A 24,342-nucleotide genomic window follows, 5' to 3' on the forward strand; every position below is an offset into this window, starting at 1 on the left:
AATGATCCAATATGCGGAAATTGCACTTAATTTATCTTGGGAAAGTAAAACTTTAACTTATGTAGTCCCAATTGGGATGACTGGTCTTAAACCAGGGATGAGAGTCCTTGTCCCACTCAATGGAAAAGAATGGGATGGAGTTGTCATTGAACTCCACAAGAATGAACCAAATTACGAAACCTTAACCATTCTCAAACAAATTGACACAGAACCTGTTCTCACTAGTGAACAAATAGAATTAGCCACTTGGATGGCAGACCATTATCTTTCTTCTCTTGGGGAAGCATTGTTTTTAATGGTACCGAAGGGCAAAAAAAGGAAAATTGAAAAAGGAAAAGAATTTATCATCCAATCTGATCTTTTACATCCATTAAATGAAGCACAAACAATAGCATTCCAAGAGATCAAAGAAAACAATTCTTTCAACACACATTTGTTATATGGAATTACGGGGAGTGGAAAAACAGAAGTATACCTTCATTTGATGTTGGAGATTTTAAAAGAACCAAAAGGGACAGTCATTTTCCTAGTGCCTGAAATTTCACTCACCTATCCCACCATAACTAGGATCGAAACTATTTTTCCAGGCCAAGTGGCTGTTTTACATTCTCACTTACGGATCTCCGAAAAATTCCAAAACTACTTGGATTTAAAGGAAGGGAAAAAACGAATTTGTATTGGTACAAGATCAGCCATCTTTGCCCCTGTTTCTGACCTAAGGCTTGTCATCATGGATGAGGAACATGATGGTTCCTATAAAGAAAACGGATCCCCTCGTTACCATGCCCGCCAAGTTGCATTGCAACGAATCCAAAAATCTGGTGGAAAACTTTTACTCGGATCGGCAACTCCAAGTGTTGAATTGTATTACCTTGCTAAGTCAGGGCAAATTGGTTTTTCGAAATTAGAGAAAAGGGCCAATCCATTGGCAAAACTTCCTCAGGTAGAAATGGCGGAAAAACATGAGGACAAAAATCTAATCGTAGGTGATTTACAATTTAAAATCGCTGACCGCCTTAAAAAAAAGGAACAAATCATTTTACTTCTGAATCGGCGTGGTTATAATCCGTTTATATTTTCACCTAACACAAAAGAATTTGTCCATTGTCCCAAGTGTACAGCAACCTTATGTTACCATTCCGACCAAACAGTACGTTGCCATTTATGTGGGTATAAATCTAGTTTTCGCAATTTAAAACAAATGATGGGTGAAGATTTGGAACTTTTTGGTGCTGGGACACAGAAATTAGAAGAGTATTTACTTTCTTTATTCCCACAAGCAAGGATTGAACGTCTCGATCAGGACAGTTCCAAAAACAAAGATGTGACCCGTTCCGTATTAGAAAAATTAGGGGAAGGGGAACTCGATATTTTGACAGGAACCCAAATGATTGCAAAAGGTTTAGATTATGCGAATGTGACCTTGGTTGGGATTCTTAACGCCAATCATGGGTTAGGTGTCCCTGATTTTCGCAGTAGCGAAAGAACTTATGCTCTTGTCTCCCAAGTTGCTGGTCGTGCTGGACGTGGGGAAAAACCAGGAGAAGTCATCATCCAATCGAACGATCCCGAACACCCTGTACTCAAAATGGCAAAGGAACAAAATTACCCTGCTTTTTTTGAATGGGAATTACAATTTAGAAAAGATTTGTTTTATCCACCATTTGCAAGACTTGCAAGACTAGTTTTTCGTTCTAAATACGAAGAGGTAGCAAACAAACAATCAGTGCTTTATAGTGAATTGATCAAAGAGATAAAAGATGATTCCATAATCATGTTAGGACCAAGCCAATGTCCTTTTTATAAAATTGATAATAACTTCCGTTATCATATTTTGCTAAAAAGTAAATCGATTTTAGCACTTAGTACTTTATTAAAAGAAACAAAACAAAACTTCAAAGTGGATTCTAAATGTTATATCGAATATGACTTAGATCCTTTGGAACTTGTATAAGGAAACGTTATGAAACTTTCAATTGGGTATTTTGGTTCTCCGGAACATTCTAAAGAATTATTACGTATGATCCTTGATGCCGGGATTCAAGTCGATTATGTAGTGACTAATGTGGATAAACCCGTGGGACGAAAACAAATCATCACACCCACTCCAGTAAAAACTCTCGCCGAGGAACGTGGGATTCCCGTCATCCAATCGGTACGCCTTCGCACTGATGAGGAAGCGCAAAAAAAAATCCTATCTTACAAGTCTCCCGTGCATGTGGTCTATGCCTATGGTTCGATCGTTCCTGACATAGTGTTTCAGGATCCCAAATGGGGCAGTATCAATTTACATGGAAGTCTCCTTCCCAAATACAGAGGTGCCTCTCCCGTTCAAAGTGCTCTTCTATATGGAGAAGAAGTCACTGGCTTTACCATCCAATACCTGGCAAAAGAAGTTGATTCAGGGGATATCATTTCCCAAAAGTCATGGATGATCTCAAAGGAAGAAACAACAGGATCTCTCTTGCAAACCATCACAAAAGCAGGGGGGGAAGAGATCATCCAACTCTTAAAAACTGTAGAATCGACTGGAGAACGTTTGATTGGAACCCCACAAAGGGAAGAGGAAGCCACACATTGCCAAAAGATCACGGCAAACCATAGGCCAGTTCTCTGGTCAAAATCGGCAAATGAAATCCACAACCAAATCCGAGCACTTTACCCGGACCCACTCGCAACCACTGAATTCCGGGAGAAAAAGCTCATCCTTGTCTCCTCTGACTTGGTAGACAAAAATGCAGAAGAGATCCCGATCCCAGAAGGTGCGAAACCGGGTTCCTTTTTTCTCTACCAGAAAAAAAGGCTTTTCTGTCTCTGTGGAGACGGAAACCTGCTTGGTATAGATACCTTACAACCCGAAGGGAAAAAACCCATGAAAGGTTTTGAATTTTTTAATGGGGCACGGGTTTTAGCCGGAGAATCATTTACGTGAAAGAAAAGTTTCTTAAAATTTTACCTTACAGTGGTTATGTTCTATTTGTTTCCTTAGGACTTTTAGTATTTTTTGTCGCTGCCTTCCTTGTTGTTGTAGTTCGTACCAAAGAAGAACAAAAGGTCATGATGCCTTATGTGATAGGGAAAAACTACATCGAAGTACATAACGAACTCCAACGTTTGCAACTCAAAGTGAGATTGGAATCAGAACGGATCCCTGAAAAAACAGATGGGATCATTTTAAGCCAATCCATTGATGCGGGAAAAGAAGTGGAGGCTGGGTCCAAATTGTACCTTACTGTCAACATTGGGTTTGACCGAGTGACAATCCCTGATGTCAAAGGACAAGACCTCAAACGTGCCAAGGCTATATTGGAAAAAGTATTATCTGGTGAAGTTTACGTTCCCTTACAAATTGGTGGGATCACTTATGTTCCTGCCGTGGGAGATGAACCAGCTGATACTATCATCGACCAAATCCCTGCACCAGGAAAAGAAACCCATTCCGGCGAAAAAATTTACCTCCTTGTGACGGAAGCGAATCCAGATAAAAAAACCAACCAAACTTTAAAAGATGGTTCCGATGAATCCAAGTTAGTTGGCATTCCTGTGCCTTTTGCCGTGGATTATTTACAAAGGAAAAAAATTCCCTACCGCATCAAAGAGGCCACAAAACCTGAGTTTCGTGAAGGGCATGGACTTGTTTCTTCCTTAGATTTAAAACCAACAGGTGCCGAAATTGGAGCATTTTATCTAAAACCTTCTACCTCGCTAGTACAAGATTACGAATTTTTAGAATACGAAATTGATGATGATGATATTTATTCCGCTAAGGTAAGTTACACGAAACCTGGTGAAGACGTAGAAATCGAAAAAGAAATTCTAACAAGCCAAAGCCTAAAAGAAGATGAAATTGTACGTTTGGTTGTCCATCGTTTCGCCAATACCAAAGTCACTCTTTTGGGAAAAGAAACGGGTGTTGCCAAAGTTTGGAAATTAAAAGGAAAATACTAAGATGAAAATATCTGCATCCATTCTTGCTGCAAAACTCACTGGTCTGTCGCAGGAACTTCCTACATACCAACAGGAGAATATTGATCTTATCCATATTGATGTGATGGATGGGAATTTTGTACCACAAATTTCCTTTGGGGAAGCTTTCACAAAAGAAGTCAAATCACACACAGACATCCCACTGGACGTTCACCTCATGGTGAGTAACCCAGAACTCCATGTTCCAAAATACTTTGAACTCAAACCTTATTGTATTACATTCCATATTGAAACGACAAATTTCTCGGTAAGACTTGCGGAAGAGATCCGAAAAGCAGGGATCAAGGTAGGTGTTTCTTTAAACCCACAAACCCCTCCTGAATCCATCTCACAAATTTTGCCCTATCTAGACCTTGTGTTACTCATGACAGTGGACCCTGGTTTTTATGGGCAATCTTTCGTGAAATCGGGTTTTGAAAAAATCGCCGCTGTTCGCAAACTCACAAAACCATACAATATCGAATTGGAAGTGGATGGGGGAGTGAACGAATCCAATATGGAAGAACTCGCAAAACTGGGTGTGGACATCACTGTCGTGGGCTCTGGGCTCTACAAAACGGGTGATCCTAACGCTCAAGGTAAAAAATTAAAGGAACTTGCTGCAAGTGCCAGAACTCGCTCTTGACAGAACGTCCCTATTTAAAAAACTCGCTAGAAAAGGGGTATTTTTCCTTGGTTAAATTAAGATTACAAAGAACGGGAACAAAAGCAGACCCGCACTATCGCATTGTTGCAGCAGACATTCGCGCTCCACGAGATGGAAAATTCATCGAAGCGATCGGACACTTTCACCCAACTGCTTCTGCTGTTAAAAAGGCTACTTTCAACGAAGAAAAAACTCTTTCTTGGTTAAAAAAAGGCGCACAACCAACTGAGACTGTACTCGCTCTTTTGAAAAAAGACGACGTTTGGTCAAAATTCAAAGGTTAGTCTGTACATGGATTCCTTAGTTCGTTATATCGTTACATCTCTCGTTGACCAACCAGACCAGGTAGCGGTCAACCAAGTACCCGGAGAGGAAGAAACTGTGATCGAACTTCGGGTGGCTCCAAAAGACCTCGGGAAGGTGATCGGAAAAAACGGAAGGATTGCAAAATCTCTTCGTACGGTGTTACAAGCCGCGGGAACCAAACAAGGCAAAAACTATACTTTAGAAATTGTCGACTAAACCAAGTTTAGTGAAAGTGGGGGTCTTTGGATCCTCACATGGAATCAAAGGGTCCATCAAAGTTTTCACAGAAGGGGAAACACTGAGTTCCCTGAAAGCTCCTACCACCTGCACTGTCCAAGATCCACTTGGCAAAACCACAACGATTGAAATTGAATCGATCAAACCAAATGGAAATCATTATCTCGTAAAGATCAAAGGCTATGACACACCCGAGACAGTTGTGAAGTATCGTGGATTTTCCTTGCTTTGGAAAAAGGAAGACCTTCCGAAACCAAACGATGGGGAAATTTATACAGAGGACTTAATTGGTCTAGAAACCATTTCCAAAGAAACCAAAACACCACTTGGTTACAAAGTCACTGACGTCATTGATAACCCAGCTCATCCAATTTTAGAATGTAAACCCATCTCAGGCGAAGGGGAAACCATTCTAGTTCCCTTTCTCAATCGATTTGTGGGTGATTGGAATTTAGAAACAAAAACACTTGAGATGATCGAATGGGAGCAGTGGATTGCGCTTTAATTTCATCACCCTTTTCCCTGAAAAGATCACATCTTATTTTGATACAGGAATCCCTGGTAAAGCAGTCAAACAAGGGGTTGTGGAAATCAATACCGTTCACTTGCGAGACTTTGCCGACAACAAACACCAGAAGGTAGATGATACTATTTACGGTGGTGGGCCAGGCATGTTATTACAGGTGGGGCCCATTTACCGTGCCCTCGAATCTTTGGGTGAGAAAAAAGGGAAGGTCATTTTGCTAAGCCCATCAGGGGAACTTTTTAACCAAACCCTGGCTCGTGAAATATTTGATTCTTCTGATACCTTTACCTTGATTTCGGGGTATTATGAAGGTGTCGACCATCGTGTCACGGAGCATTTAATTGACAGGGAAGTGGCCATTGGAAACTATGTTATTTCATCGGGGGATTTAGCTGCTCTCGTTGTGGCAGATTGCCTGTCTCGGTTTGTACCGGGGTTTTTGGGGAAGGAAGAAAGCCTTCTCGAAGAATCACACAACGAAACGGAAGAATTAGAATACCCCCAGTATACAAAACCCTATGATTTTATGGGTTGGACTGTTCCTGACGTGCTCCTCGGTGGACATCATGAAGAGATCCGGAAATGGCGGCAAAAAAACCGCAAAACAAGAAATCATTCTTAGAGGAAGCCATGAATCAGATTCTAGAAACAGCACTCGCAGGCGAAGCAAAGAACGAACTTAATTTCGAAATTGGTGATACTGTAAAAGTTCACTACAAAATCGTTGAATCTGGAAAAGAACGTGTTCAGGTTTACGAAGGTGTTGTGATCTCCATTGCGAACAAATCGCAAAGCAAAACTTTCACTGTAAGACGTGTTTCTTACGATATCGGAGTGGAACGAATTTTCCCACTCCATAGCCCAAGAATTGCAAAAATTGAACTCGTTCGGAAAGGATCTGTTCGTCGTGCAAAACTCTTTTATCTCCGTGATAAAAAAGGAAAAGCAGGACGTATCAAAGAAAGAAAAGGCGGACAAGCAATTGTTGCCAAAGACAAAAAGAGACAGGACGAAGCTTCTAAGGCAGCGAAAGCAGCCACAGCGGAAGCACCTAGCGCATAATTTCTTTCGATCTAACGGCCATCAAACGGCCGTTTTTTCCTGAATTCCAAATCCCTGATTGTAGCAGCTTTTCCTTTGATGAAGCGGGACGTGGCACACTTGCTGGACCTGTTTCCATTGGTTGTGTTTCCTTTGATTCACTTTCCTTGCAAAGAATCCAATCCGGCGAAATTTTAAAAGGCCTAAGAGATTCCAAAAAAATACCCGAACCCAAACGCCTCGAACTGCGGAAGGAAATTTTAAAACATGTCCAGTTTTGGCATGTATCCTTTGTTAGCGCAAAATACATCGACAAGTTCAATATCAACCAAGCCATCTTTTACGGGATAAACCGTGCATTGCCAAAAGGTTCGACCGCGATGGGACGAACCAAACAAATTGGGAATCTAATTCCTAATTCACAAAAGGAAGGTTTCGATTCAGTTTCGACTGACGAAAAGAAACCATTCCTTTTTTTGGATGGAAACTACAAACTCAAAATCTCGAACCCCATCGCAGGGTATTTATCAATTCCTAAGGGAGATGATTTGGTTCCATCGATTTCTGCGGCATCAATCCTTGCGAAAACCTTCCGAGATGAGTACATGGAACAGATGGATCGGAAATACCCTGGGTATGGCTTTGCCAAACACAAAGGGTATGGTACGGAAGAACACAGGGACGCACTTCGGAAACTTGGAATTTCTCCCATCCATCGGTTGAGTTTTTGTGATTTTCTCCGAAGGGAAGGGAGTGAGCCCTCTCTTTTCCCCACTTGATGTTTCTAGAAATGCCCTTACCCAACTCCTACGTTCGGTAGGAAAACAGGTCTCACAAGAATTAGAGACAAACCGAAGTTTGGCCAAAAAACCAAACAACCAAATCCAAAATCAGACAAGGAATCATGCCCTTGGGAAGATTCTTGGAAATGAAAAACCCTTACCAAAAGAGAAACTTACTGTTTCCCATCATTATACAAATGGCAAGGCCAAGGAATTATCTCGTTGGGAATCTTTTACGAAATATAGTGGAAATGACTCTCGGACCAGTGAACCCACTTCCTTAAAAGGCATTTGGAATTTTTTCCTCGGAGAATCGAAGGGAACAGATTTTCTATCCGTTCATAAACGTGAAAAAAAAGAGAACCTAGAGATGGTCGTGGAACCAAATGAAAAAGGATGCACACTCTATGTGTTTTGGAAGGCAGAGGGGTTTGGTCCATTGGGGATTCTTTTTTACTATGAACAAGAAAACCAAAATCCCGTGAACATCGAGTTTGTGAGTCATGGAATGGAAAAGGATGAAACTCAGTCGGTTTCACGAGACCTCAAACAGACGTTACAGGATTTAATACGGGACTTCCCTCAAATTGGAAGTATCAATTTTGAGGAATGGAACCAATCTTCCTATAACGGGGATTATAGATGAAAAAGAGAATGGTAGCACTTGCCTACAACCCCAAAGAACAGATGGCACCAAAAGTTGTCGCAAAAGCAGAAGGGAATTTGGCAAATCACTTAGTTCGGATTGCAGAAGAGGCAGGTGTCTTCATTGTGAGGGATGAAGTGATGGTGAGTACACTCGAACATCTCCCCAATGGGAAAGAAATTCCAAGAGAATTGTATGAAGTGGTAGCAGCGGTCTTTCGAATCCTGGTTTTAGAAAGAGAAAAGAAAAACAATTGATGTTTCTACGCTTCCTACTAAGATTTACGCAATTATGCGGAAAATCTCCATACGTGACTTAGAAGCTGGTTCTAAGTTTACCAAGTCTCTTTACCTGGATAAGGACACTGTATTTGTTGGAGCTGACCAACCCATCACACAACAAGACTTAGACCGCCTCGTGCAATTTGGAATCACGTTTATCCTGACTGATGGAGAAAAAGTCACCACGGATCAAAATGACAAATCCTCTGCTACCAGTGGGCCTGGTTATTTTGATACCAACCTTCCGTTTTACCAAGATGATGAAAACTCCACTCGGTATAAATACCTTTTGGAAAAGGCCAATTCATCCAAAGTTGAATTTAATGCAGTATTCAAAGATTGTTTTGACTTAGTTCAAAAAACATATAAATCAGCATCTGAGGGTCGTTATACGGAAATCAGAGAGTTCAGAGAAATCGCGGAACGAATTGCTGATCATACAAAAACTAACGCACAGATTCCCATTTTACTTTTGTCCCATTCCCACTCAGGGTATTACCTTTACACTCATATTTGTTATGCGACATTTTTTTCTGTGATGTTAGGAAACTTCTTAGAGTTCTCAAGACCCAAACTCATTGATTTGGCCCTTGCTTCTCTTTTTGCTGACATCGGAATGGTCACTGTCCCTGAAGAAGTTTCTGAAAAAAAAGGCAATCTTACGGAACTGGATTTAAAGACCATCAAACGCCACCCGGTGACTGGTTATCAAATCCTTACCCAAAGGTTAAAATTAAAAAACTCACTTGCGATTGTTGCTCTGCAACACCATGAAGCAGTCGATGGATCAGGATACCCACAACGAATCCTTGCCAACCAAATTGAAGAACTTACAAAAGTATTTATGATTGCCGATCAGTTTTCGGCTATGATCCACCCAAGGCCCTACAGAGCTGCCATCCTTCCGTACGAAGCGATGAAAATCATGATCAGTGAAAACGTGAACCGTTTTGATTTAAAAATGGTAAGGCTCTTTTTAAATAAACTTTCTATGTTCCCAGTGGGGTCCGGAGTTGTACTTTCTGACCTCAGAATGGGTATGGTGATTGAATCCAATAAAGACAAACCACTAAGGCCTGTTATCCGTGTTACAAAAGATGCAGATGGGAAACGATTAAAACATCTGGAATTTGTAGATTTAATGAAAGATTTAAATTTGTACATCCAACAAGCCATTCCATTCTCCCAAATTTATTAGAGATTGGAGATACGGTTTTTTCTTTGCAAAAAGTTTCCATTGGCAAACAGGGAGAAGTGTTTGCAGCGGCTTATTTACAGTCTATTGGCCATACAATTTTATTCCAAAATTACCGAAAACGGATTGGTGAAATTGACATAATTAGTCTAAAGAACGAAATCCTTCACTGTTCGGAAGTCAAAACTTGGAATGAAAAAAATGGCTTTCATCCTAAAGAATGCCTCCATGTGACAAAACGTGATCGAATGCGGAAGGTATATTTCCATTTATTACAGGAAATTCCTGCCTTTTGCCACCTAACACCTAGCTTTAATTTGCTCCATATCACCGAAAAAAAGGAAGTGCGTTTTTATTCGTCAATCTTCTAAATACTTCATCAAGGGAATTTTGTACCGAACCGATTGGTTTTGTATCCCACAAGGGAAACGCTCTCAAGGATGAGAGTTTGATTGTTACAAGGAAGTAACCACATGAGTCAATTTAGTGTATTTGGGAATTTAGCAGAATCCGATGAATTTGGACCAGATCCAGTACTCCTTCGCAAAAGGGGAATGGCATCTACCATCCAAAAAAAATTTGATACCTATAAGAAAAAAATCGATGATCCTGCCTATATGGATTATGCAATCAATAAGATTGCTATGGAAATATCACATTTTATTTCCAAATAATCAACCTAGGCTATAAATCCACTGGTATCCCAAAGTATAATCCAAAGCCTCTTGAATATGTACTTCCTTTGTTCTAGGGGAGAGGTTCCAATCTGCAATCGTCCTTGCGAGAGAAACAATTTGTTTTTTCTTTCGTAAGGATAAATGTTTTGTATCTTTACCCAATTCCAATAATTTCAATATAGAGAGAGGTTCTTCGGAAGGAATTGTTTTTTCCCTTCGAAAAATAAGTCTTTCTTTTACGATTTGTTTTAATCGAATTTCTTCCAATCGTATATTACGTTCATCTGATGTTTCAAAGAGTGTTTGGAATATGGTGATACGATCGATAAATGCTCCACTAATTTTTTGAAGGTACAAACGAATTTTTTGTAAGGAACAATGGCAGTGGTTTTGGCTTTGGTAATTTCCACAAGGACATGGATTCGAAGAGAGTAGGAGAGTGAAATCTGTTTTGATTTTTGTCACTTCATTCATCCTAGTAATTTCTAAATATGAATCTTCCAATGGCATCCGTAAACTTTCTAAGATTCGATCCTTAAATTCGAGTGCTTCATCTAGAAACAAAATCCCTCCTTCTGCTTTTGTAATTTCGCCAGGATGGTAAGGAAGGCCACCACCAATCAAACCCACTTCAGTGGCAGAATGATGGGGCGAACGAAAGGGAGGTTTGTTAGTGGGGATCTCAAAGTCACCTTTTGTTGTCCAACTTCCTGTGTTCTTGGAAAGAGATGGTAAACGTGGAGGCAGAAGAGGTTCGAGTAACCTGTGTAACATGGTTTTGCCAATACCAGGACTTCCGAGTAAAACGCTATGGTGGTTACCTAGTATGCCATATAACAATCCCTGGAACACTTTCATCTGATAAGGATTTAAGTGAACTTCCTCCCAAAGTAGAGTTTCATTTGTTTCCAAAGATTGGTTTCGTTTTTCGGGTGTTTGTTGCCCTATTGATCTTAATTCCTGTAAATGGGAAAGGAAATAATACTCACCTTCAGGTAAAGGAAATAGTCGTAAGTTCGTCGGAACACAGAGGATTTTATTCTCTTCTTTTTCCCTTTGCCAAAGAAAAGGTAGGAGTTCTTTCCCACCCACAAGGCTACCATCGAGGCCCAAGTTTCCCAAATAGAGGATATCTGGATTTGCAATCGGGATTTGCCCTGTTGCTTGTAAGATTCCAACCGCCACTGCCAAATCTAGGGAGATCTTCTTCTTTTGGATGTGAGTGGGTTTCACATTGATGATGATAGTTTCGATAGGAAATTCAAAGGAAGAGGCTTCTATAGCCAAACGGATGCGGTCTCTGGCCTCCTTTGTCTCTTGTGTGACATTGCCCAAGATTTGAAAATGGGGGAAACCCCTCCTAATCCCAACTTCTACTTGGATCTCTCTTGTTCCATTCCATTCGTATAACAAACTTCCAACTTCTGCTCGTTTGGGGCCCACATGAAAATGAGGTAGAATGAATCGCTTTTGGTCCAAAAAATAAAAAAGACTTTTCATAAATAAGGCATCATGGTGACTTTTCCTGAGAGTTTGCTTTGGTTTGTAGTATCATTCGTGTATTTCCCCTCGTTCTTGTCCTTGTGTTCAGCCAGTGTTCACAACGACTAATCAAAAAAGAAAAGTTAAGGGAGATCAATGAATTCTATGATGGAAAAACATACGCACTGCGTGATGAGATCAAATTTTCCCAAACAGAAGTTTGGAAAAAAGGAACCCTCGTTAAGATCTACATCGAATCAACTCCCTCTCTTTTAAAACTGAAGGTCTACCCAATCCAAGAGTCACGTGAGTCTTCGGTGGGAAAACTAGCAGATTATATCATCAATGATGATGTAAAAAAAAGAGAGTATGACTTGGCGGACGTGGAAGAGTGGGTGAACCAAAAATTCACACTCGTAGAACAAAACGCCAAAAAAACAAAGAAATAAAGGTTTGGGATGCTCTCATTGTTCGATTATTTTGATTTTCCAGCTTTCTTTCTTTCTTGTTCAAGAATCTTCGGTTTAGTTCCCGATAGGATAACTGTGAAGTTTCTTCGGTTGGCATCATTCGTTTTGTTTTTGGTAGTGGGGACTGGTCTTTCTGCCAATCCATTCCAAAAAATCCACCAAGAAATCAATGAAAGCCTCCCGTCTGGGGATGGAACGGTATTTCGACTTTTTAGTAACCAATCCCAAGAATCCGAAGTTCACAAATTATTCACAGTCGGTGTGAACCAAACATCGGAAGAAGAAGAAGTGGAACTAGCTTCTCTTGACCTTCCGAAATACATTGATGTTTCCCCTGTTGTCAGTAACACGGTGGTTCATGAATCTGGGATTGTTGTGAAAAAATACACAGTCCAAAAAAAGGACAATCTCTCAAAAATTGCGCGTTCCTTTTCCATCGATGTCGCGAAGCTGAAAAAAGCAAATTCCCTTACTAGTGACCAACTAAAAGTAGGGCAAGTACTAGAAGTGCCTGTCCAAGTCAAAAATGCTTCTTCTTCCAGAGTTGTTTTAAAAAAGATTTTCATTTTACCTGTGCCGCAAAGCCGAGTTACATCTCGTTTTGGGCGTCGTGTGGATCCGTTTAACAAATACAACCGTGTGTACCACTCAGGTCTTGACCTAGCTGCGAAAGTGGGGGCACCTGTCCTTTCTGCTGCCGATGGTGAAGTTGTATTTACGGGCCGAAACGGTGGGTATGGAAATTCCGTTACCATCCAACACAAAAATGGGTATAAAACAGTTTACGCCCATTGTTCTCAGATTTTAGTTGAGGTTGGGGAAACGGTGAAGATGGGCCGAGTGGTAGCACTTGTCGGAAGGACAGGAACTGCAACTGGTGCACATTTGCATTTTGAAGTGTTCCGAAACGGGAAAATTATGAATCCTGAATCAGCTCTTGGCATGACCGAAAAACATGTTACAAAACTTCCCAAATCTGAAGTAGCCGGAATGTAATCGGAGTTTTTCTCCGATTTGTGGGGAGCATGAATTTAATCCTTCAAAGAATCCAATCGAGTCAGTTTTTAACATTGATTCCGGTGGTTTTGTTATTTTCGTTTTCCCTTGCGTATTTATTAAAACTCGTCCTTCTTCTTTTATTTTCCACAGAAACTGGAATGAATGTGGGAAGCCAAGTCCGCCCCAAACAAACTAGACAAGAAGTCATCCTTGCTGTTAGTACTTATGAAGATATAGTCACTGGGAATCTCATCCGTGGACAAGTATTCGATCCGAACGATGCCACAAAACGGGGTGCGGACGGAAGTCCTCTTGATCCTGAAATCGCCCAAGACAATGGCGATGATGACCAGATGCTTGTCACAGGCACTTTGTCTGGCCACTGGTCCTTTGCACGGGTCACCATTCGGGAAAAACAAAACAACGATTCGGAAGAATATGGTGTAGGCGAAATGGTTGGAGGTTACAAAGTCCAAACCATTGAACAACACTATGTGGTGCTAAAAAAAGGGGGGCTCAGCCTTCGTGTCAATATTGGGGAAACACCAGCGCAAGCCAAAGAGAGAATCCGACCAAAAGATGCAGCGGCCGTCACCAATTTGGGACCTTCGAGCCAAACCATTCAAAAAGTTCTATCCAGAGAAGATGTCAATCGTAAGTTAAAGGACCCAAACACTATTTACAAAAATGCAAGGTTTGGCCCTCATTTGGTAGACGGAAAGATCGAGGGTTACAAAATCTATCAGGTGGCAAAAGACCATGTCTTTTATTCACTTGGCGCGCGTGGTGGTGATATCATCAAACGAGTTAATGGAATGCCACTCAACGAAACAGAGAAAATGTTGGAAATTTGGGGTTCAATCAAACAGGCTCCGAAAATTACAGTGGATTTAGAACGACAAGGCAAAATTATCACATATGAATTTATCATTCGGAATTAAAATGAGAAATCGTCTCCCATTCGTTATACTATGCATTTGCCTTTATTTAATTGTGACTCCCAATTTCTCACAAGAGAAAGGGAAACCCAAAGCAAAAACTTCTCAAGAACCAGCAAGTTTCACAGCAGATTGGCGAGACACGGAACTCAAAGACTTCCTTATGGGAATGAGTGCCATCATCAAAAAGAATATCCTAATTGATGATGCTGTCAAAGGGAAAAAAATCACAATCATCTCTCAAAAACGAGTCCGAATCGAAGATGCCTTTGGGTTCATGAAGTCAGTTTTAGAAACACAAGGTTTTGGTCTCATTGAAGAAAATGACCTGATCAAAGTGGTTAAAATCAAAGACGCTCTTGCGAAATCACAAATTGTTAGGATTGGAAAAGAACCTGTTTCTGAATCAGAAGTTGCCTTAAACAAAACGATTACTCAAATTGTTCCCTTAGAGTTTTCGAATGCGATCGAACTCGAACCCATTCTCAAACGAGTGACAAGCCCGGATACTGATATCATCATTCCTAAAAACCAAAACACTCTTATCTTTTCTGGATCAACTGCTGATATTAACAAGTTACTGAAGTTAGTTGATAATTTGGATGTACGCGCTGATGGGCCTGGTTCGATTTCTTCTGCGGGTGACATCCATATTTATACATTGGAATACAATGAAGCAGAAAAACTAGCAGCCATTCTTGTCAAATTGGATATGCCAGATGCACCTGTGGCACCGATACAAGGGCCACCTGGGGAAGCGGGTCCTGACGGGAAACCGGCACAACCTCAACCTACCCCGCAAGCTCCTAAAGTTCCAGGAAAACAAGATAAAATCAAAGCGGTTGCCCATAAAGAATCAAACTCTCTCATTGTAACCGCAACCCCACAAGAATGGGAAGAAATCAAAAAGATTATAAAAATATTAGATACCCCAAGAAAACAGGTGTTACTTGAGGTGCTCATTGTAGAGCTTAGTTCGACTGACTTAAATGATTTTGGTATCGATTGGCGTTACCAAGAACTTGCCTATGGACAGTTTAACACTGGTCTTGCGGCTCAAGGTGGTGTAATTGATAAAAATGGTAGACCGACAAACGTAAACACTCTTTCTGGATTTTCACTTGGGTTTATACGACGTGGTGGACAACAAATCATTGGTATCTTAAACGCAAACTCAACGAATGAAAACTTCAATGTATTGTCTGCTCCCCAAATCTTGACCTTGGACAACCAAGAAGCTGAGATCAATGTGGGTCAGGACGTACCAGTTCGTACCCAAAATAGAAATGCGGGTCTTGGTGGAGACAACGCGGTTACAGTAGCAAACTTTGAATACCGCCCAACAGGGATTAAACTCAAATTCACTCCGCATATTAATAAAAACAATCGGATCACACTTGATTTATACCAAGAGATCAAAAACGTAGCAGGGATTTCTTCGGAAGCAACTGGTGGAAACCCAACCTTCAATAAACGTGATATCAAAACAACCATCGTTGTGGACAACATACAAACCATCGTGATTGGGGGATTACTTTCCAATGACAAACAAAAGAAAGTACAAAAGATCCCAATTTTAGGGGAGATTCCACTCCTTGGAACTTTGTTTCGCCGTACTACCAATCAAAATCGAAAAACCAATTTGATGGTATTTTTAACTCCGCATATTCTAGATGATCGAGACAAATCGGATCGTATGACCATCCAAAAGAAAAATGAACAAGAAAGGATGGTGGATGAACGAGAAAAGAAACTGAGATGAGAAAAAGTTTAGGTCAGATTCTTTTAGAAGATGGAATCCTTACGATTAAGGATTTAGAAGACATTTCCAAACAACAGGAAAAAACAAATCTTCCCATCACTCACATTATCCAAAAAAAAGGTCTCGCTTCTGAGACCGATATTCTAAAGGCACTCGCAAAACTCCATAAAATGGAGTTCTACGACAAACTAGAGTTTGTTGCCAGTGATGAAATTTTTAGCAAAATTCCTCTCAAACTCGTACAACGTTCCAAAATTGTTCCCTTCTTAGTAAAGGGAAAAAAGGTATTTGTTGCGACAAGTGATCCAACTGACCTTCATCCCATGGATGATATGCGTTCCTTCTTAAAAGGATACGAAATCCAATTCGTTCTCGCCACAGAAAACGAAATCATGCGCATCGTCCATTCTCAGTTTGATAAAACAACTGCAGAAGCAAAAGAGATGATGGATGAGATGGATGGAAGTTTTGGAGATCTTTCCGATGCCTTTGAATCTGATGCATTAGATTTATCCAATGAAGCACCTATCATCAAAATGGTGAATGTGATTTTATCACAAGCTGTTTCGGAAAGGGCTTCAGACATCCACGTTGAACCATTTGAAAAGTCTGTTGTGGTCAGATACCGTGTAGATGGTGTTTTACAAAAGGTCTTAAATCCACCTAAGTCATATTTGGCGGGGATTTCTACTCGTATCAAAATTATGTCGAACTTAAACATTGCGGAAAACAGGCTCCCTCAAGATGGTAGGATCAAACTTAGGTTAGCTGGAAAAGATGTGGATGTGCGGGTATCTATCATTCCATGCCAATTCGGAGAACGAATTGTAATGAGGATATTGAATAAAACGGACCAAAAGTATTCCATTGAAACCATGGGATTTAATCCACAAATCCTAAAAGAATTTAAAGAACTCATTTATAAACCGTATGGAATTATTTTAGTAACTGGTCCAACAGGATCGGGAAAATCAACCACACTGTACTCTGCCTTATCGGAGATCAATACCGAAGAACGAAACATCATCACATGTGAAGACCCAGTGGAATACCAAATGGATGGGATTTCCCAAATGCAAATGAATGATAAAATCGGACTCACATTTGCGGCGGGACTCCGGTCGATTTTACGACAAGACCCTGATGTTGTGATGGTGGGGGAGATCCGTGATGAAGAAACAGCTAGGATTGCCATCCAGGCATCGCTTACAGGTCACTTGGTTTTTTCCACACTCCATACCAATGATGCATCGTCTGCAGTTACAAGGCTTGTCGATATGGGAATTGAACCTTACCTCATCACAAGTTCCGTACTTGGCTTTATGGCACAAAGGTTAGTTCGTGTGATCTGCAAAGATTGTAAAACTTCTTACAAACCTACTGACAAAGATTTGGCGGGCCTTGGAATCCAAAGAAAAGAACTGAAAAATGGTGTATTGTATCGCGGAAAGGGTTGTAGTTCTTGTCTAAATTCAGGATACAAAGGGCGAACTGGACTTTATGAACTACTCACCATGAATGATGAAATCAAACGTGCGATTTTACAGGGTGCAGATTCCAATCGGATCAAAGAACTTGCTGTGAAAAATGGTCTTTCCACCTTACAAGAGTATGGAAAGTATAAGGTCATAGAGGGAGTTACCACTCCGGAAGAAGTTCTTAGGGTATCCTAAATTTTATGCCTCTCTATACATACGTTGCCTTTAATAAAAAAGGAAAAGAAGAAAAGAACATCATTGATGCTGTCAATTTACAAGCAGCACGTAATAAACTAAAGGCAAAAGGCCTTTACGTTCGTTCAATTCAGGAAGACCGCGAAAAGGAAGAACGAGAACTATTCCCTTTTTTATCCAAACTGCTTTATCGGATTCCTAGAAAGGAAGTGGGACTTTTTTGTAAACAACTGGGAACACTCATTGGAGCAGGAATTCCTCTTGATAAGTGTTTGTTATCCATCATTGACCAAGTCGAAAATATCTATTTCAAAAAAGTTTTGATTGAGATGCGGGCGGATATCACGGAAGGATCAAGCCTTTCCGAGTCGATGAAAAAACACAAAACTGTGTTTCCTGACCAGTATCCAAGTTTGATTTCTGTAGGTGAGTCAACTGGTAATTATGAAAACACCTTACACCGATTAGCGGAACTAGAAGAAAAGTCTTCTGAATTAAAATCGAAAGTGCAAGTGGCAATGATTTATCCTATGATTATGGGACTTCTTTCACTTGGTGTATCTATCTTTTTACTAGTTGTTGTGATTCCCCAAATTGAACAATTATTTGCATCCTTTGATGCAAAACTTCCTCTTCTCACACGAGCTGTGATTTTTTTATCCTATGTCTTAACCAATTATTGGTATTTTATCTTGGGTCTGATCTCGTTTAGTTTTCTTGGATTTTTGAAATGGAAAAGTTCCCCAGAGGGAAAAAAAGTTTGGGATAAGTTTTTACTGGGGCTACCAGTCATCGGAACTTTACTCCGCAAAATCTTAGTTTCCAATTTTGCACGAAACCTATCCATCTTACTCCTGAATCGAGTTCCCTTAATCGTTTCGCTGAACATTGTATCAGATGTGGTCGGGCATACTGTTTTTAAAGAAGAAATTGATGCAGCGATCATCAAAATCAAAGAAGGTGGAAAATTATCCGATTCCTTACAAGGTTCACAAGTGCTTCCGCAAATGGTTCTCGGGATGCTCAGTGCTGGGGAAGCTTCGGATAAGGTTCCGGAAATGATGAACAAACTCTCAGAAATCTACGAATCTGAGGTTGATACAGCAATAAAATCTTTGACCCAATCCTTAGAACCCATGATGATCATTGTAATGGGTGGAATTATTTTTACCATTATGGCGGCGATTATGACGCCAATGTACAAACTAACTCAAGAAATCCAGGGGATGTAGAGTTTATGAAAATGAAAGGAAAAAACAGAAAGATCCGTGAGGGACTCACTCTAATCGAAATCACAGTGGTGATGCTGATTTTAGGTTCCCTGATGGCGATTCTTTACTCAAGTATCGGTAACCGCGGTGAAGGTGAAAAAAAACTAAAACTGAAAAATGACAGTGCTGTTTTAAAAACTGCATTGGAACGTTATTTGGAAGTTTATGATAAATACCCTTCGGAAGAACAAGGTTTACAAGCGTTAATCGAAAAACCAGACGATGACAAAATTGGTGACGATTATGAACCAATCATTCGGGAAAAAGCAGTTTTAAAAGACCCTTGGAAAACTCCGTATGTATTAAAATTTGAAGGAGCAGTTCCACAAATTTATACATTAGGCGAAGATAAAAAAGAAGGTGGAGATGGAAAAAATAAAGATTTTAATATCCTATCTCCTGATGATTATCCAGCCGCATTCCGATAAAAATCATTTTCCGAAATGGAAAAGACAAATCCGCGACGGTCTCACACTCATTGAGATCGTCGTTGTCATTTCTATATTAGGGCTTCTGATGGTGATCGTGGGAGGTTCCTTACGAAACCTCATCATCCCTTCGACTGAGGACATTTCAGTCAAATTACAAGAATCCTTTAAATTTGGTTATAACAAAGCGCAACTCACTAACCAAGCAGTGCTTTTTGAATATGATTTTGAAAAACGGGAATACCAATTCTTTTTACTCAAACGAGAAGAAAGTGGCTTAGAAGAAGAACCCATTTTAAAAAAAACAACTCTCCCTTTTTATTCTAAAATTGTCAGCGTACGCGACTTAGGTGGTAAGCCTAGAAACGAAGGCAAAATTCGGATTGTATTCACTCCTCAAGGAACCACAACGGATTTGTTTTTATATATTGGTTCTGATACAGAAATCAAACGTACAATCCAAATTTATCGATATGGTGGAAAAATCAAAATCCATAAAATGGAATTTTTCCCAGAACCTGATACAAATTCCATCCAAAAAGTGTCTTATGGTTTGGATGAACGAGACGAACAAGTAGATTCCAATGCAAAAACACAACCTCGTTAAACAATCCCGTAATGCATTTACCCTATTTGAAGTCACAATCGCAATGGCGATGGCAGCCATGGTGATGACCTATACTTATTCAATGATTGCGGAAGGAATTTCGTATCAAAAAAAAGCTGTCTTACTTGCCAATGCAGTTCATTTGGCAAAAATAAAAATGGCACAAGTGGATTCATCCACCACCATGCAAACGGATACTTCCCGTGGTTCCATTGATGCATTCCCTGGTTATACATTTGAAACAGAAATCAAAGAAGAAGAAATGGACTTACTCAAACTTGCAGGTGGTCCCAATGCCGAGGAACTTCGGAAAAAAGCACCCAAAGATATGTTAGGTGATAAAGATGTGGGACTTAGTGACCTCATGAAAAAAAGAGGCCAGAAAAAAAGTTTTGAAACGGGTGGAGTTTTAAAAGTTTTCCGAGTGAAAGTTTCCATATTTTACATGGATGGAAATAAAAAAGAAACTTATAGCGTTGAAACGTTCAGGAGTGCAAAATACTAATGAATGTTTTATGGAAAAAGCTTTCTTTGAATCAATGCAAAAAGAATCGTAGAGGGTTCACACTCGTTGAAATTTCCATTGTTGTGATGATCATGGCTGTTATTTTTACTGGGATCTTTTCCGTTTTTTATACTGCCAATAAAATCTCCAAAAAAGGAGCTTCAAATAAAGGAGCCAATCGAAAGGATATTTTGTATGCTATGGAAAATATCCGAGGAACTTTAGCTCGTACCTATTTTATCGATAACCAAAAACGAATTTTATTTGTGGGAAAACAAGAAGGAGTGACTGGAGCAAGGAACGATCGGATTGTTTTTGCGACTTCCAATCCTAATTCGGAAGAAGAGGGCCAAGCATCTGTCAGGGAAGTTTCCTTTTATTTACGAAAGATGCCCAATCCGAAAATGGAAGGTTTGTCCTATCTCATTCGGCGGGAAGACGAAATGGTAGATACCTTTCCAACCCAAGGCGGAGTGGAACATGTGTTACTTGAAAATGTCAAAAGTTTCCAAATGAAATTTTCGGAACGTGGAGACAAATGGGTAGATGATTGGAATTCACGTACAACTAAAAAAATTCCAAGGCTCATTCGATTTGAAATTATATCATTAGTGGGGAGTGCCTTTGTAAAATATGAATCACTTGCGCATCCGGTTATTCTCTACAAATAAAAACGCGAAAAAAGGGTTTATGGTCTATCTCCTTGTGATGGCCATCGGAACTGCATCCCTTTTTACAGCTTCAAAATTTTTTGAAGATGCTGCCACAGAATACCGAGTGGCAAGGGCACAAGCAGATGGGTTTCGTGCTCATATGTTGGCAAAGGCTGGGTTTATGGGAGCTGTTGGGGCTTTAAAAAAAATCCCAGAAGAGGTTTTGTACCAGTCAGGTCTTGCCATGGATCCACCTCCCATTCCCCTTGGTGGAGGTGTGATTTATTACACGATGAGCCCCGAAGATGGCAAAATCAACATCAACTCTCTTGTCAAAATTTATGATGACCAACCTAACCAAAGGACAATTGAAATGGTCACTCGGTTGTTCTACCAGTTTGGACTCAAACGAGAGATGATTTTTCCGATTCTGGATTGGATTGATGAAAACCACCAGGAAACAGGGGGTGGTGCGGAACAGTATTATTACAATCGTCTAAGCCCTCCAAGAAAGATCAAAAATGCTCCTTTTTATTCCCTTTCTGAACTTTTAAATGTGAAGGGCTATGATCGTTCCGTAGTGTACGAAAGTTTAAAACCGAAGGATTACGACAAAAATAATTCAAAAGACTTTATGACTGAAGAGGAAAGGGCACTTCGTTCCGATAAAGACTATGTGCTCTCCAATAATATCACTGCTTATTTGCCTGCGGGAGATTCGTATGATGACAGGATCAATATCAATACGGCACCCTATTTTGTACTCATTTCCCTTTCTGATTTTATGACCAAACAGGCCGCCATGAAAATTTTGAAACTCAAGTTGCAGAAAGGAGGCTATATTAAAGAATTGAAAGATCTGGAGACAGAACCTGAGTTCCAAGTAAAAACCACTGGTGACCTTACTTTGTATAAAGAACTGGCAGGGGAAGGAACCGACGTATCGGGTGGCCGGATCAAAACCAAAGGTGAAGTTTACAAAATTACAGGGGTCGGGATTATAAAGGATAAAGTGGTTCGTAAGGTAACTGGATTATTTGATCTTACCAACAACCAGATGTTATACTATACTGAAGATTAATTATGTTATCATTTGACCAATACCTTGCAATCGATTACGGATCTACCTTCCTGAAGGGTGTTTTATTCAAAAAAGTTTTAGGAAAAGTGGTTATCCTCAGGACTGAAAGTTTACCTGTTGTGGAACTAGATGAAAATGAAGGGGATCCATTCGAATACAATATCATCCGATTTATCCAAAGTTTTTTCCCAGAGGAAAATCGTTTTTTACTCAATTTAGGGATTCATAATTTATTTGTAAGGGACATTACAGTTCCATTGGTTTCCGAAAAAGCCGTCCAAGAAGTTTTACCATTTGAAGTGGAAAATTTAGTTCCTTACCCTATGGAAGAACTGGAAGTTATTGGGAAAACTTGGAGAACAGGAAAAGAAAATTCTGATGTAATCACTTTTAATGTTCATCATTCAGAATTATTCCGTGCCCTAAAACCTTTTGCGAAAGGAGATTTGACATTAAGTTGTTTATCGTTAGATTCCTTTGTTCTTTCTGCTCTCATCACTAAAAACTATCCTTTGTTAGTTGCCGAAAAATCAATTTTACAACTAGATTTAGGTGGTCGTTATTGTATTTTAAATGTTCTCCATGAAGGAAAATTAAGACACACTCGACAAATTTATATTGGTGGGGAAGAAATTACCGCAGAGTTTGCTAGTATTCTAAAAGTTGACTTAGAAGAAGCAAGACTCATCAAAGAATCACTTCCGATTGGATTTTTATTTGATTCTATGGATAAGGTTGAAGAAACAAAATTTTTAAATCAGTTTCACATCACTGCCATCCAACTTAAGTCATTACGTAAATTCATTTTAGCGAAACTTGACCAAGTAGTCCATGAAGTTGAGAATAGTATTTTTTCTCTTCCAGAACAAGAGAGACCAACCCTTATTTTATTATCTGGTGGGGCAAGTCTCTATCCGAATCTTACTGGTTATTTGGAAGAAAAATTAGGAATTAAGACAGGTCGGTATGAATTCTTAGGGATCAATGATCCAAGTTTTGTAACATCAGTTGCCACTGGTGTTCACTTTGAATCACGCAATCGGGTGAATTTTTTAGAAACTGGTTTTGCTAAAAAAATTCATACCAATCGCTTCAAACTCGCAGCATTCAAACCTCATATTATTTTGGTAAGTATTTCTCTAATTTTACTCTTTGGTGTGTTTTTGATTGGAATCATTTTGGATAAACGAAAAATTGCTGCCAACAAACAAATATTAATCGAAAAATATAAAAATGGAATTGGTGGAGAGTTAGGTGAAGAGGAAGATCCTCTTGATGCCGCTAATAAAAAACTAAAGGCAGAACGTAAAAAAACTGAAATTTACAGATTGTTTTTGTCCCAAGAAAGTGTTCTTGATGTATTAAATGAGGCAACAGAACAATTCCCTTCGCCAGAGGTTCTACCTTTTATTTTGGATCAGTTTAACTTTGAAGAAAAGGAGATCCAAATTTACGGTAGGGTAAACGAATTTGGTGAAATTGGAACCATCCAATCTGCACTTGAAAAATCCGAAAAATTCACGAATATCCAAATCCAAAACAAACGTCTCATCACGGGTGTGAATAAATTCAAAGTTAGTTTTAAAATCAAAATGGATGTTGTGACACCAAAGGATGAACCCTAATGTTTGACCGTTTGAATGATAGAGAACGAGTCCTAGTGATAGGACTCATTAGTTTTGTGTCACTACTTGGTGTTTATACGATTGTGACCTTATTGTCCGATTTAAGAAATCGATTATCAGATGAGATTTTCGAAACAAGATCACAAGCTGGTGAACTAGACCGAGTGATCCGCGAATACAATTATTTACGTGGATTACAATCTGGTGGTAGTGAAGAAGACGTAAGTGTCATGTATTCCAAATTGGATCAAATTTTGGTGCGTTATAATTTAAAAGATAAAGTCCAAACCATGAAGGATACAAGTAATGTGATCCAAAAGGACTATAACAAAATTACAATCGATGTATCCTTTCGTTCTGTTTTATTACAAGATATCATTAAATTGGTTTATGACATCGAAAAAAACAAACAAATCCAAGCAAAAGTAGACCTTCTTAGTTTTCGTAAACCGTTTGCAGAAAAAGAGATATATGATGTCAATTTGAAAGTATCATCTTATAGTCGTTTGTCGAAAGGGAAATAA

29 protein-coding genes are annotated in these 24,342 nt (G+C 39.6%); 28 read left to right on the forward strand and 1 reads right to left on the reverse strand.

Going from position 1 to position 24,342, the window contains the following annotated elements:
- Window position 1 precedes the first annotated feature (1 nt).
- The 15 genes from priA to ND812_RS10830 all read left to right on the forward strand — a co-directional run bounded on the left by priA (window position 2) and on the right by ND812_RS10830 (window position 10,321).
- A complete protein-coding gene (priA, locus tag ND812_RS10760) occupies window positions 2-1,954 on the forward strand; it encodes a replication restart helicase PriA (protein ID WP_265375449.1) in 1,953 nt (650 codons plus the stop codon).
- Between the two features lie 9 nt (window positions 1,955-1,963).
- Window positions 1,964-2,932, forward strand: a complete 969-nt coding sequence (gene fmt / locus ND812_RS10765; protein ID WP_265375450.1) for a methionyl-tRNA formyltransferase — start codon at window positions 1,964-1,966, stop codon at window positions 2,930-2,932.
- The gene (locus tag ND812_RS10770; protein ID WP_265357973.1) at window positions 2,929-3,948 is read left to right on the forward strand and encodes a PASTA domain-containing protein; all 1,020 of its coding nucleotides are present in this window, start codon (window positions 2,929-2,931) and stop codon (window positions 3,946-3,948) included. Before fmt ends, ND812_RS10770 begins: the two co-directional genes overlap by 4 nt.
- 1 nt (window position 3,949) lies before the next feature.
- Complete coding sequence (gene rpe / locus ND812_RS10775; RefSeq protein WP_265375451.1) at window positions 3,950-4,612, forward strand: ribulose-phosphate 3-epimerase; 663 nt, start codon at window positions 3,950-3,952, stop codon at window positions 4,610-4,612.
- A 47-nt stretch (window positions 4,613-4,659) separates the two neighbouring features.
- A complete protein-coding gene (gene rpsP, locus ND812_RS10780) occupies window positions 4,660-4,917 on the forward strand; it encodes a 30S ribosomal protein S16 (protein WP_100717122.1) in 258 nt (85 codons plus the stop codon).
- A 7-nt stretch (window positions 4,918-4,924) separates the two neighbouring features.
- Window positions 4,925-5,155, forward strand: a complete 231-nt coding sequence (locus ND812_RS10785; protein WP_012388646.1) for a KH domain-containing protein — start codon at window positions 4,925-4,927, stop codon at window positions 5,153-5,155.
- Window positions 5,145-5,681: a ribosome maturation factor RimM gene (gene rimM / locus ND812_RS10790; protein ID WP_265375452.1), complete on the forward strand. Its 537-nt coding sequence runs from the start codon at window positions 5,145-5,147 to the stop codon at window positions 5,679-5,681. Before ND812_RS10785 ends, rimM begins: the two co-directional genes overlap by 11 nt.
- Window positions 5,671-6,324, forward strand: a complete 654-nt coding sequence (trmD, locus tag ND812_RS10795; protein ID WP_265375453.1) for a tRNA (guanosine(37)-N1)-methyltransferase TrmD — start codon at window positions 5,671-5,673, stop codon at window positions 6,322-6,324. The genes rimM and trmD overlap by 11 nt, the downstream gene beginning before the upstream one ends.
- 8 nt (window positions 6,325-6,332) lie before the next feature.
- Window positions 6,333-6,764 (forward strand): 50S ribosomal protein L19, encoded by a 432-nt coding sequence (gene rplS, locus ND812_RS10800; RefSeq protein ID WP_100728732.1) that lies wholly within the window; start codon window positions 6,333-6,335, stop codon window positions 6,762-6,764.
- Window positions 6,765-6,880: 116 nt separating this feature from the next.
- Window positions 6,881-7,522 (forward strand): ribonuclease HII, encoded by a 642-nt coding sequence (locus ND812_RS10805; RefSeq protein ID WP_407658540.1) that lies wholly within the window; start codon window positions 6,881-6,883, stop codon window positions 7,520-7,522.
- Window positions 7,497-8,171, forward strand: coding sequence for a hypothetical protein (locus tag ND812_RS10810; RefSeq protein WP_265375454.1), 675 nt, complete (start codon window positions 7,497-7,499; stop codon window positions 8,169-8,171). Before ND812_RS10805 ends, ND812_RS10810 begins: the two co-directional genes overlap by 26 nt.
- On the forward strand, window positions 8,168-8,428 hold the full coding sequence (locus ND812_RS10815) for an EscU/YscU/HrcU family type III secretion system export apparatus switch protein (RefSeq protein ID WP_265375455.1): 261 nt from the start codon (window positions 8,168-8,170) through the stop codon (window positions 8,426-8,428). The genes ND812_RS10810 and ND812_RS10815 overlap by 4 nt, the downstream gene beginning before the upstream one ends.
- A 34-nt stretch (window positions 8,429-8,462) precedes the next feature.
- Complete coding sequence (locus ND812_RS10820) at window positions 8,463-9,650, forward strand: HD-GYP domain-containing protein (protein ID WP_265375456.1); 1,188 nt, start codon at window positions 8,463-8,465, stop codon at window positions 9,648-9,650.
- A 23-nt stretch (window positions 9,651-9,673) separates the two neighbouring features.
- A complete protein-coding gene (locus ND812_RS10825; RefSeq protein WP_265375457.1) occupies window positions 9,674-10,018 on the forward strand; it encodes a YraN family protein in 345 nt (114 codons plus the stop codon).
- Between the two features lie 102 nt (window positions 10,019-10,120).
- On the forward strand, window positions 10,121-10,321 hold the full coding sequence (locus ND812_RS10830; protein ID WP_265375458.1) for a hypothetical protein: 201 nt from the start codon (window positions 10,121-10,123) through the stop codon (window positions 10,319-10,321).
- Here the strand turns inward: ND812_RS10830 and ND812_RS10835 are convergent, their stop codons facing one another.
- On the reverse strand, window positions 10,322-11,824 hold the full coding sequence (locus tag ND812_RS10835; protein WP_265375459.1) for an ATP-binding protein: 1,503 nt from the start codon (window positions 11,822-11,824) through the stop codon (window positions 10,322-10,324).
- Window positions 11,825-11,862: 38 nt separating this feature from the next.
- Between ND812_RS10835 and ND812_RS10840 the strand changes: the two genes are divergently transcribed.
- The 13 genes from ND812_RS10840 to ND812_RS10900 all read left to right on the forward strand — a co-directional run bounded on the left by ND812_RS10840 (window position 11,863) and on the right by ND812_RS10900 (window position 24,342).
- Entirely contained in the window at window positions 11,863-12,255 is a 393-nt protein-coding gene (locus ND812_RS10840) for a type II secretion system-associated lipoprotein (protein ID WP_265375460.1), read from the forward strand.
- A gap of 96 nt (window positions 12,256-12,351) precedes the next feature.
- Window positions 12,352-13,272: a LysM peptidoglycan-binding domain-containing M23 family metallopeptidase gene (locus ND812_RS10845; protein ID WP_265375461.1), complete on the forward strand. Its 921-nt coding sequence runs from the start codon at window positions 12,352-12,354 to the stop codon at window positions 13,270-13,272.
- A 29-nt stretch (window positions 13,273-13,301) separates the two neighbouring features.
- Window positions 13,302-14,216: a general secretion pathway protein GspC gene (locus tag ND812_RS10850; protein WP_265375462.1), complete on the forward strand. Its 915-nt coding sequence runs from the start codon at window positions 13,302-13,304 to the stop codon at window positions 14,214-14,216.
- Window position 14,217: 1 nt separating this feature from the next.
- Window positions 14,218-15,975, forward strand: a complete 1,758-nt coding sequence (gene gspD / locus ND812_RS10855) for a type II secretion system secretin GspD (RefSeq protein WP_265375463.1) — start codon at window positions 14,218-14,220, stop codon at window positions 15,973-15,975.
- On the forward strand, window positions 15,972-17,648 hold the full coding sequence (gene gspE / locus ND812_RS10860) for a type II secretion system ATPase GspE (RefSeq protein ID WP_265375464.1): 1,677 nt from the start codon (window positions 15,972-15,974) through the stop codon (window positions 17,646-17,648). Before gspD ends, gspE begins: the two co-directional genes overlap by 4 nt.
- 5 nt (window positions 17,649-17,653) lie before the next feature.
- On the forward strand, window positions 17,654-18,880 hold the full coding sequence (locus tag ND812_RS10865) for a type II secretion system F family protein (RefSeq protein ID WP_265357961.1): 1,227 nt from the start codon (window positions 17,654-17,656) through the stop codon (window positions 18,878-18,880).
- A gap of 5 nt (window positions 18,881-18,885) precedes the next feature.
- A complete protein-coding gene (locus tag ND812_RS10870) occupies window positions 18,886-19,347 on the forward strand; it encodes a type II secretion system protein GspG (RefSeq protein WP_135618313.1) in 462 nt (153 codons plus the stop codon).
- The gene (locus ND812_RS10875; protein WP_322113692.1) at window positions 19,322-19,954 is read left to right on the forward strand and encodes a prepilin-type N-terminal cleavage/methylation domain-containing protein; all 633 of its coding nucleotides are present in this window, start codon (window positions 19,322-19,324) and stop codon (window positions 19,952-19,954) included. The genes ND812_RS10870 and ND812_RS10875 overlap by 26 nt, the downstream gene beginning before the upstream one ends.
- The gene (locus tag ND812_RS10880) at window positions 19,932-20,459 is read left to right on the forward strand and encodes a prepilin-type N-terminal cleavage/methylation domain-containing protein (protein WP_265357959.1); all 528 of its coding nucleotides are present in this window, start codon (window positions 19,932-19,934) and stop codon (window positions 20,457-20,459) included. Before ND812_RS10875 ends, ND812_RS10880 begins: the two co-directional genes overlap by 23 nt.
- Window positions 20,459-21,130: a type II secretion system protein GspJ gene (locus ND812_RS10885; protein ID WP_407658507.1), complete on the forward strand. Its 672-nt coding sequence runs from the start codon at window positions 20,459-20,461 to the stop codon at window positions 21,128-21,130. Before ND812_RS10880 ends, ND812_RS10885 begins: the two co-directional genes overlap by 1 nt.
- Window positions 21,093-22,193, forward strand: a complete 1,101-nt coding sequence (locus ND812_RS10890; RefSeq protein ID WP_265375467.1) for a type II secretion system minor pseudopilin — start codon at window positions 21,093-21,095, stop codon at window positions 22,191-22,193. Before ND812_RS10885 ends, ND812_RS10890 begins: the two co-directional genes overlap by 38 nt.
- 2 nt (window positions 22,194-22,195) lie before the next feature.
- Window positions 22,196-23,818 (forward strand): cell division protein FtsA, encoded by a 1,623-nt coding sequence (gene pilM / locus ND812_RS10895; protein ID WP_265375468.1) that lies wholly within the window; start codon window positions 22,196-22,198, stop codon window positions 23,816-23,818.
- Window positions 23,818-24,342, forward strand: a complete 525-nt coding sequence (locus ND812_RS10900; RefSeq protein WP_100717035.1) for a hypothetical protein — start codon at window positions 23,818-23,820, stop codon at window positions 24,340-24,342. Before pilM ends, ND812_RS10900 begins: the two co-directional genes overlap by 1 nt.

Source organism: Leptospira limi, from assembly GCF_026151395.1.
Classification (GTDB): Bacteria; Spirochaetota; Leptospiria; order Leptospirales; family Leptospiraceae; genus Leptospira_A; species Leptospira_A limi.

Bases quoted from the DNA above. Each gene is read 5' to 3' on its own strand.
- priA (WP_265375449.1), top strand. From the start codon at position 2: ATGATCCAATATGCGGAAATTGCACTTAATTTATCTTGGGAAAGTAAA.
- fmt (WP_265375450.1), top strand. From the start codon at position 1,964: ATGAAACTTTCAATTGGGTATTTTGGTTCTCCGGAACATTCTAAAGAA.
- rpe (WP_265375451.1), top strand. From the start codon at position 3,950: ATGAAAATATCTGCATCCATTCTTGCTGCAAAACTCACTGGTCTGTCG.
- ND812_RS10785 (WP_012388646.1), top strand. From the start codon at position 4,925: ATGGATTCCTTAGTTCGTTATATCGTTACATCTCTCGTTGACCAACCA.
- rplS (WP_100728732.1), top strand. From the start codon at position 6,333: ATGAATCAGATTCTAGAAACAGCACTCGCAGGCGAAGCAAAGAACGAA.
- ND812_RS10815 (WP_265375455.1), top strand. From the start codon at position 8,168: ATGAAAAAGAGAATGGTAGCACTTGCCTACAACCCCAAAGAACAGATG.
- ND812_RS10820 (WP_265375456.1), top strand. From the start codon at position 8,463: ATGCGGAAAATCTCCATACGTGACTTAGAAGCTGGTTCTAAGTTTACC.
- ND812_RS10830 (WP_265375458.1), top strand. From the start codon at position 10,121: ATGAGTCAATTTAGTGTATTTGGGAATTTAGCAGAATCCGATGAATTT.
- ND812_RS10835 (WP_265375459.1), bottom strand. From the start codon at position 11,824: ATGAAAAGTCTTTTTTATTTTTTGGACCAAAAGCGATTCATTCTACCT.
- ND812_RS10850 (WP_265375462.1), top strand. From the start codon at position 13,302: ATGAATTTAATCCTTCAAAGAATCCAATCGAGTCAGTTTTTAACATTG.
- gspD (WP_265375463.1), top strand. From the start codon at position 14,218: ATGAGAAATCGTCTCCCATTCGTTATACTATGCATTTGCCTTTATTTA.
- gspE (WP_265375464.1), top strand. From the start codon at position 15,972: ATGAGAAAAAGTTTAGGTCAGATTCTTTTAGAAGATGGAATCCTTACG.
- ND812_RS10865 (WP_265357961.1), top strand. From the start codon at position 17,654: ATGCCTCTCTATACATACGTTGCCTTTAATAAAAAAGGAAAAGAAGAA.
- ND812_RS10870 (WP_135618313.1), top strand. From the start codon at position 18,886: ATGAAAATGAAAGGAAAAAACAGAAAGATCCGTGAGGGACTCACTCTA.
- ND812_RS10875 (WP_322113692.1), top strand. From the start codon at position 19,322: ATGATTATCCAGCCGCATTCCGATAAAAATCATTTTCCGAAATGGAAA.
- ND812_RS10880 (WP_265357959.1), top strand. From the start codon at position 19,932: ATGCAAAAACACAACCTCGTTAAACAATCCCGTAATGCATTTACCCTA.
- ND812_RS10885 (WP_407658507.1), top strand. From the start codon at position 20,459: ATGAATGTTTTATGGAAAAAGCTTTCTTTGAATCAATGCAAAAAGAAT.
- ND812_RS10890 (WP_265375467.1), top strand. From the start codon at position 21,093: ATGAATCACTTGCGCATCCGGTTATTCTCTACAAATAAAAACGCGAAA.
- pilM (WP_265375468.1), top strand. From the start codon at position 22,196: ATGTTATCATTTGACCAATACCTTGCAATCGATTACGGATCTACCTTC.
- ND812_RS10900 (WP_100717035.1), top strand. From the start codon at position 23,818: ATGTTTGACCGTTTGAATGATAGAGAACGAGTCCTAGTGATAGGACTC.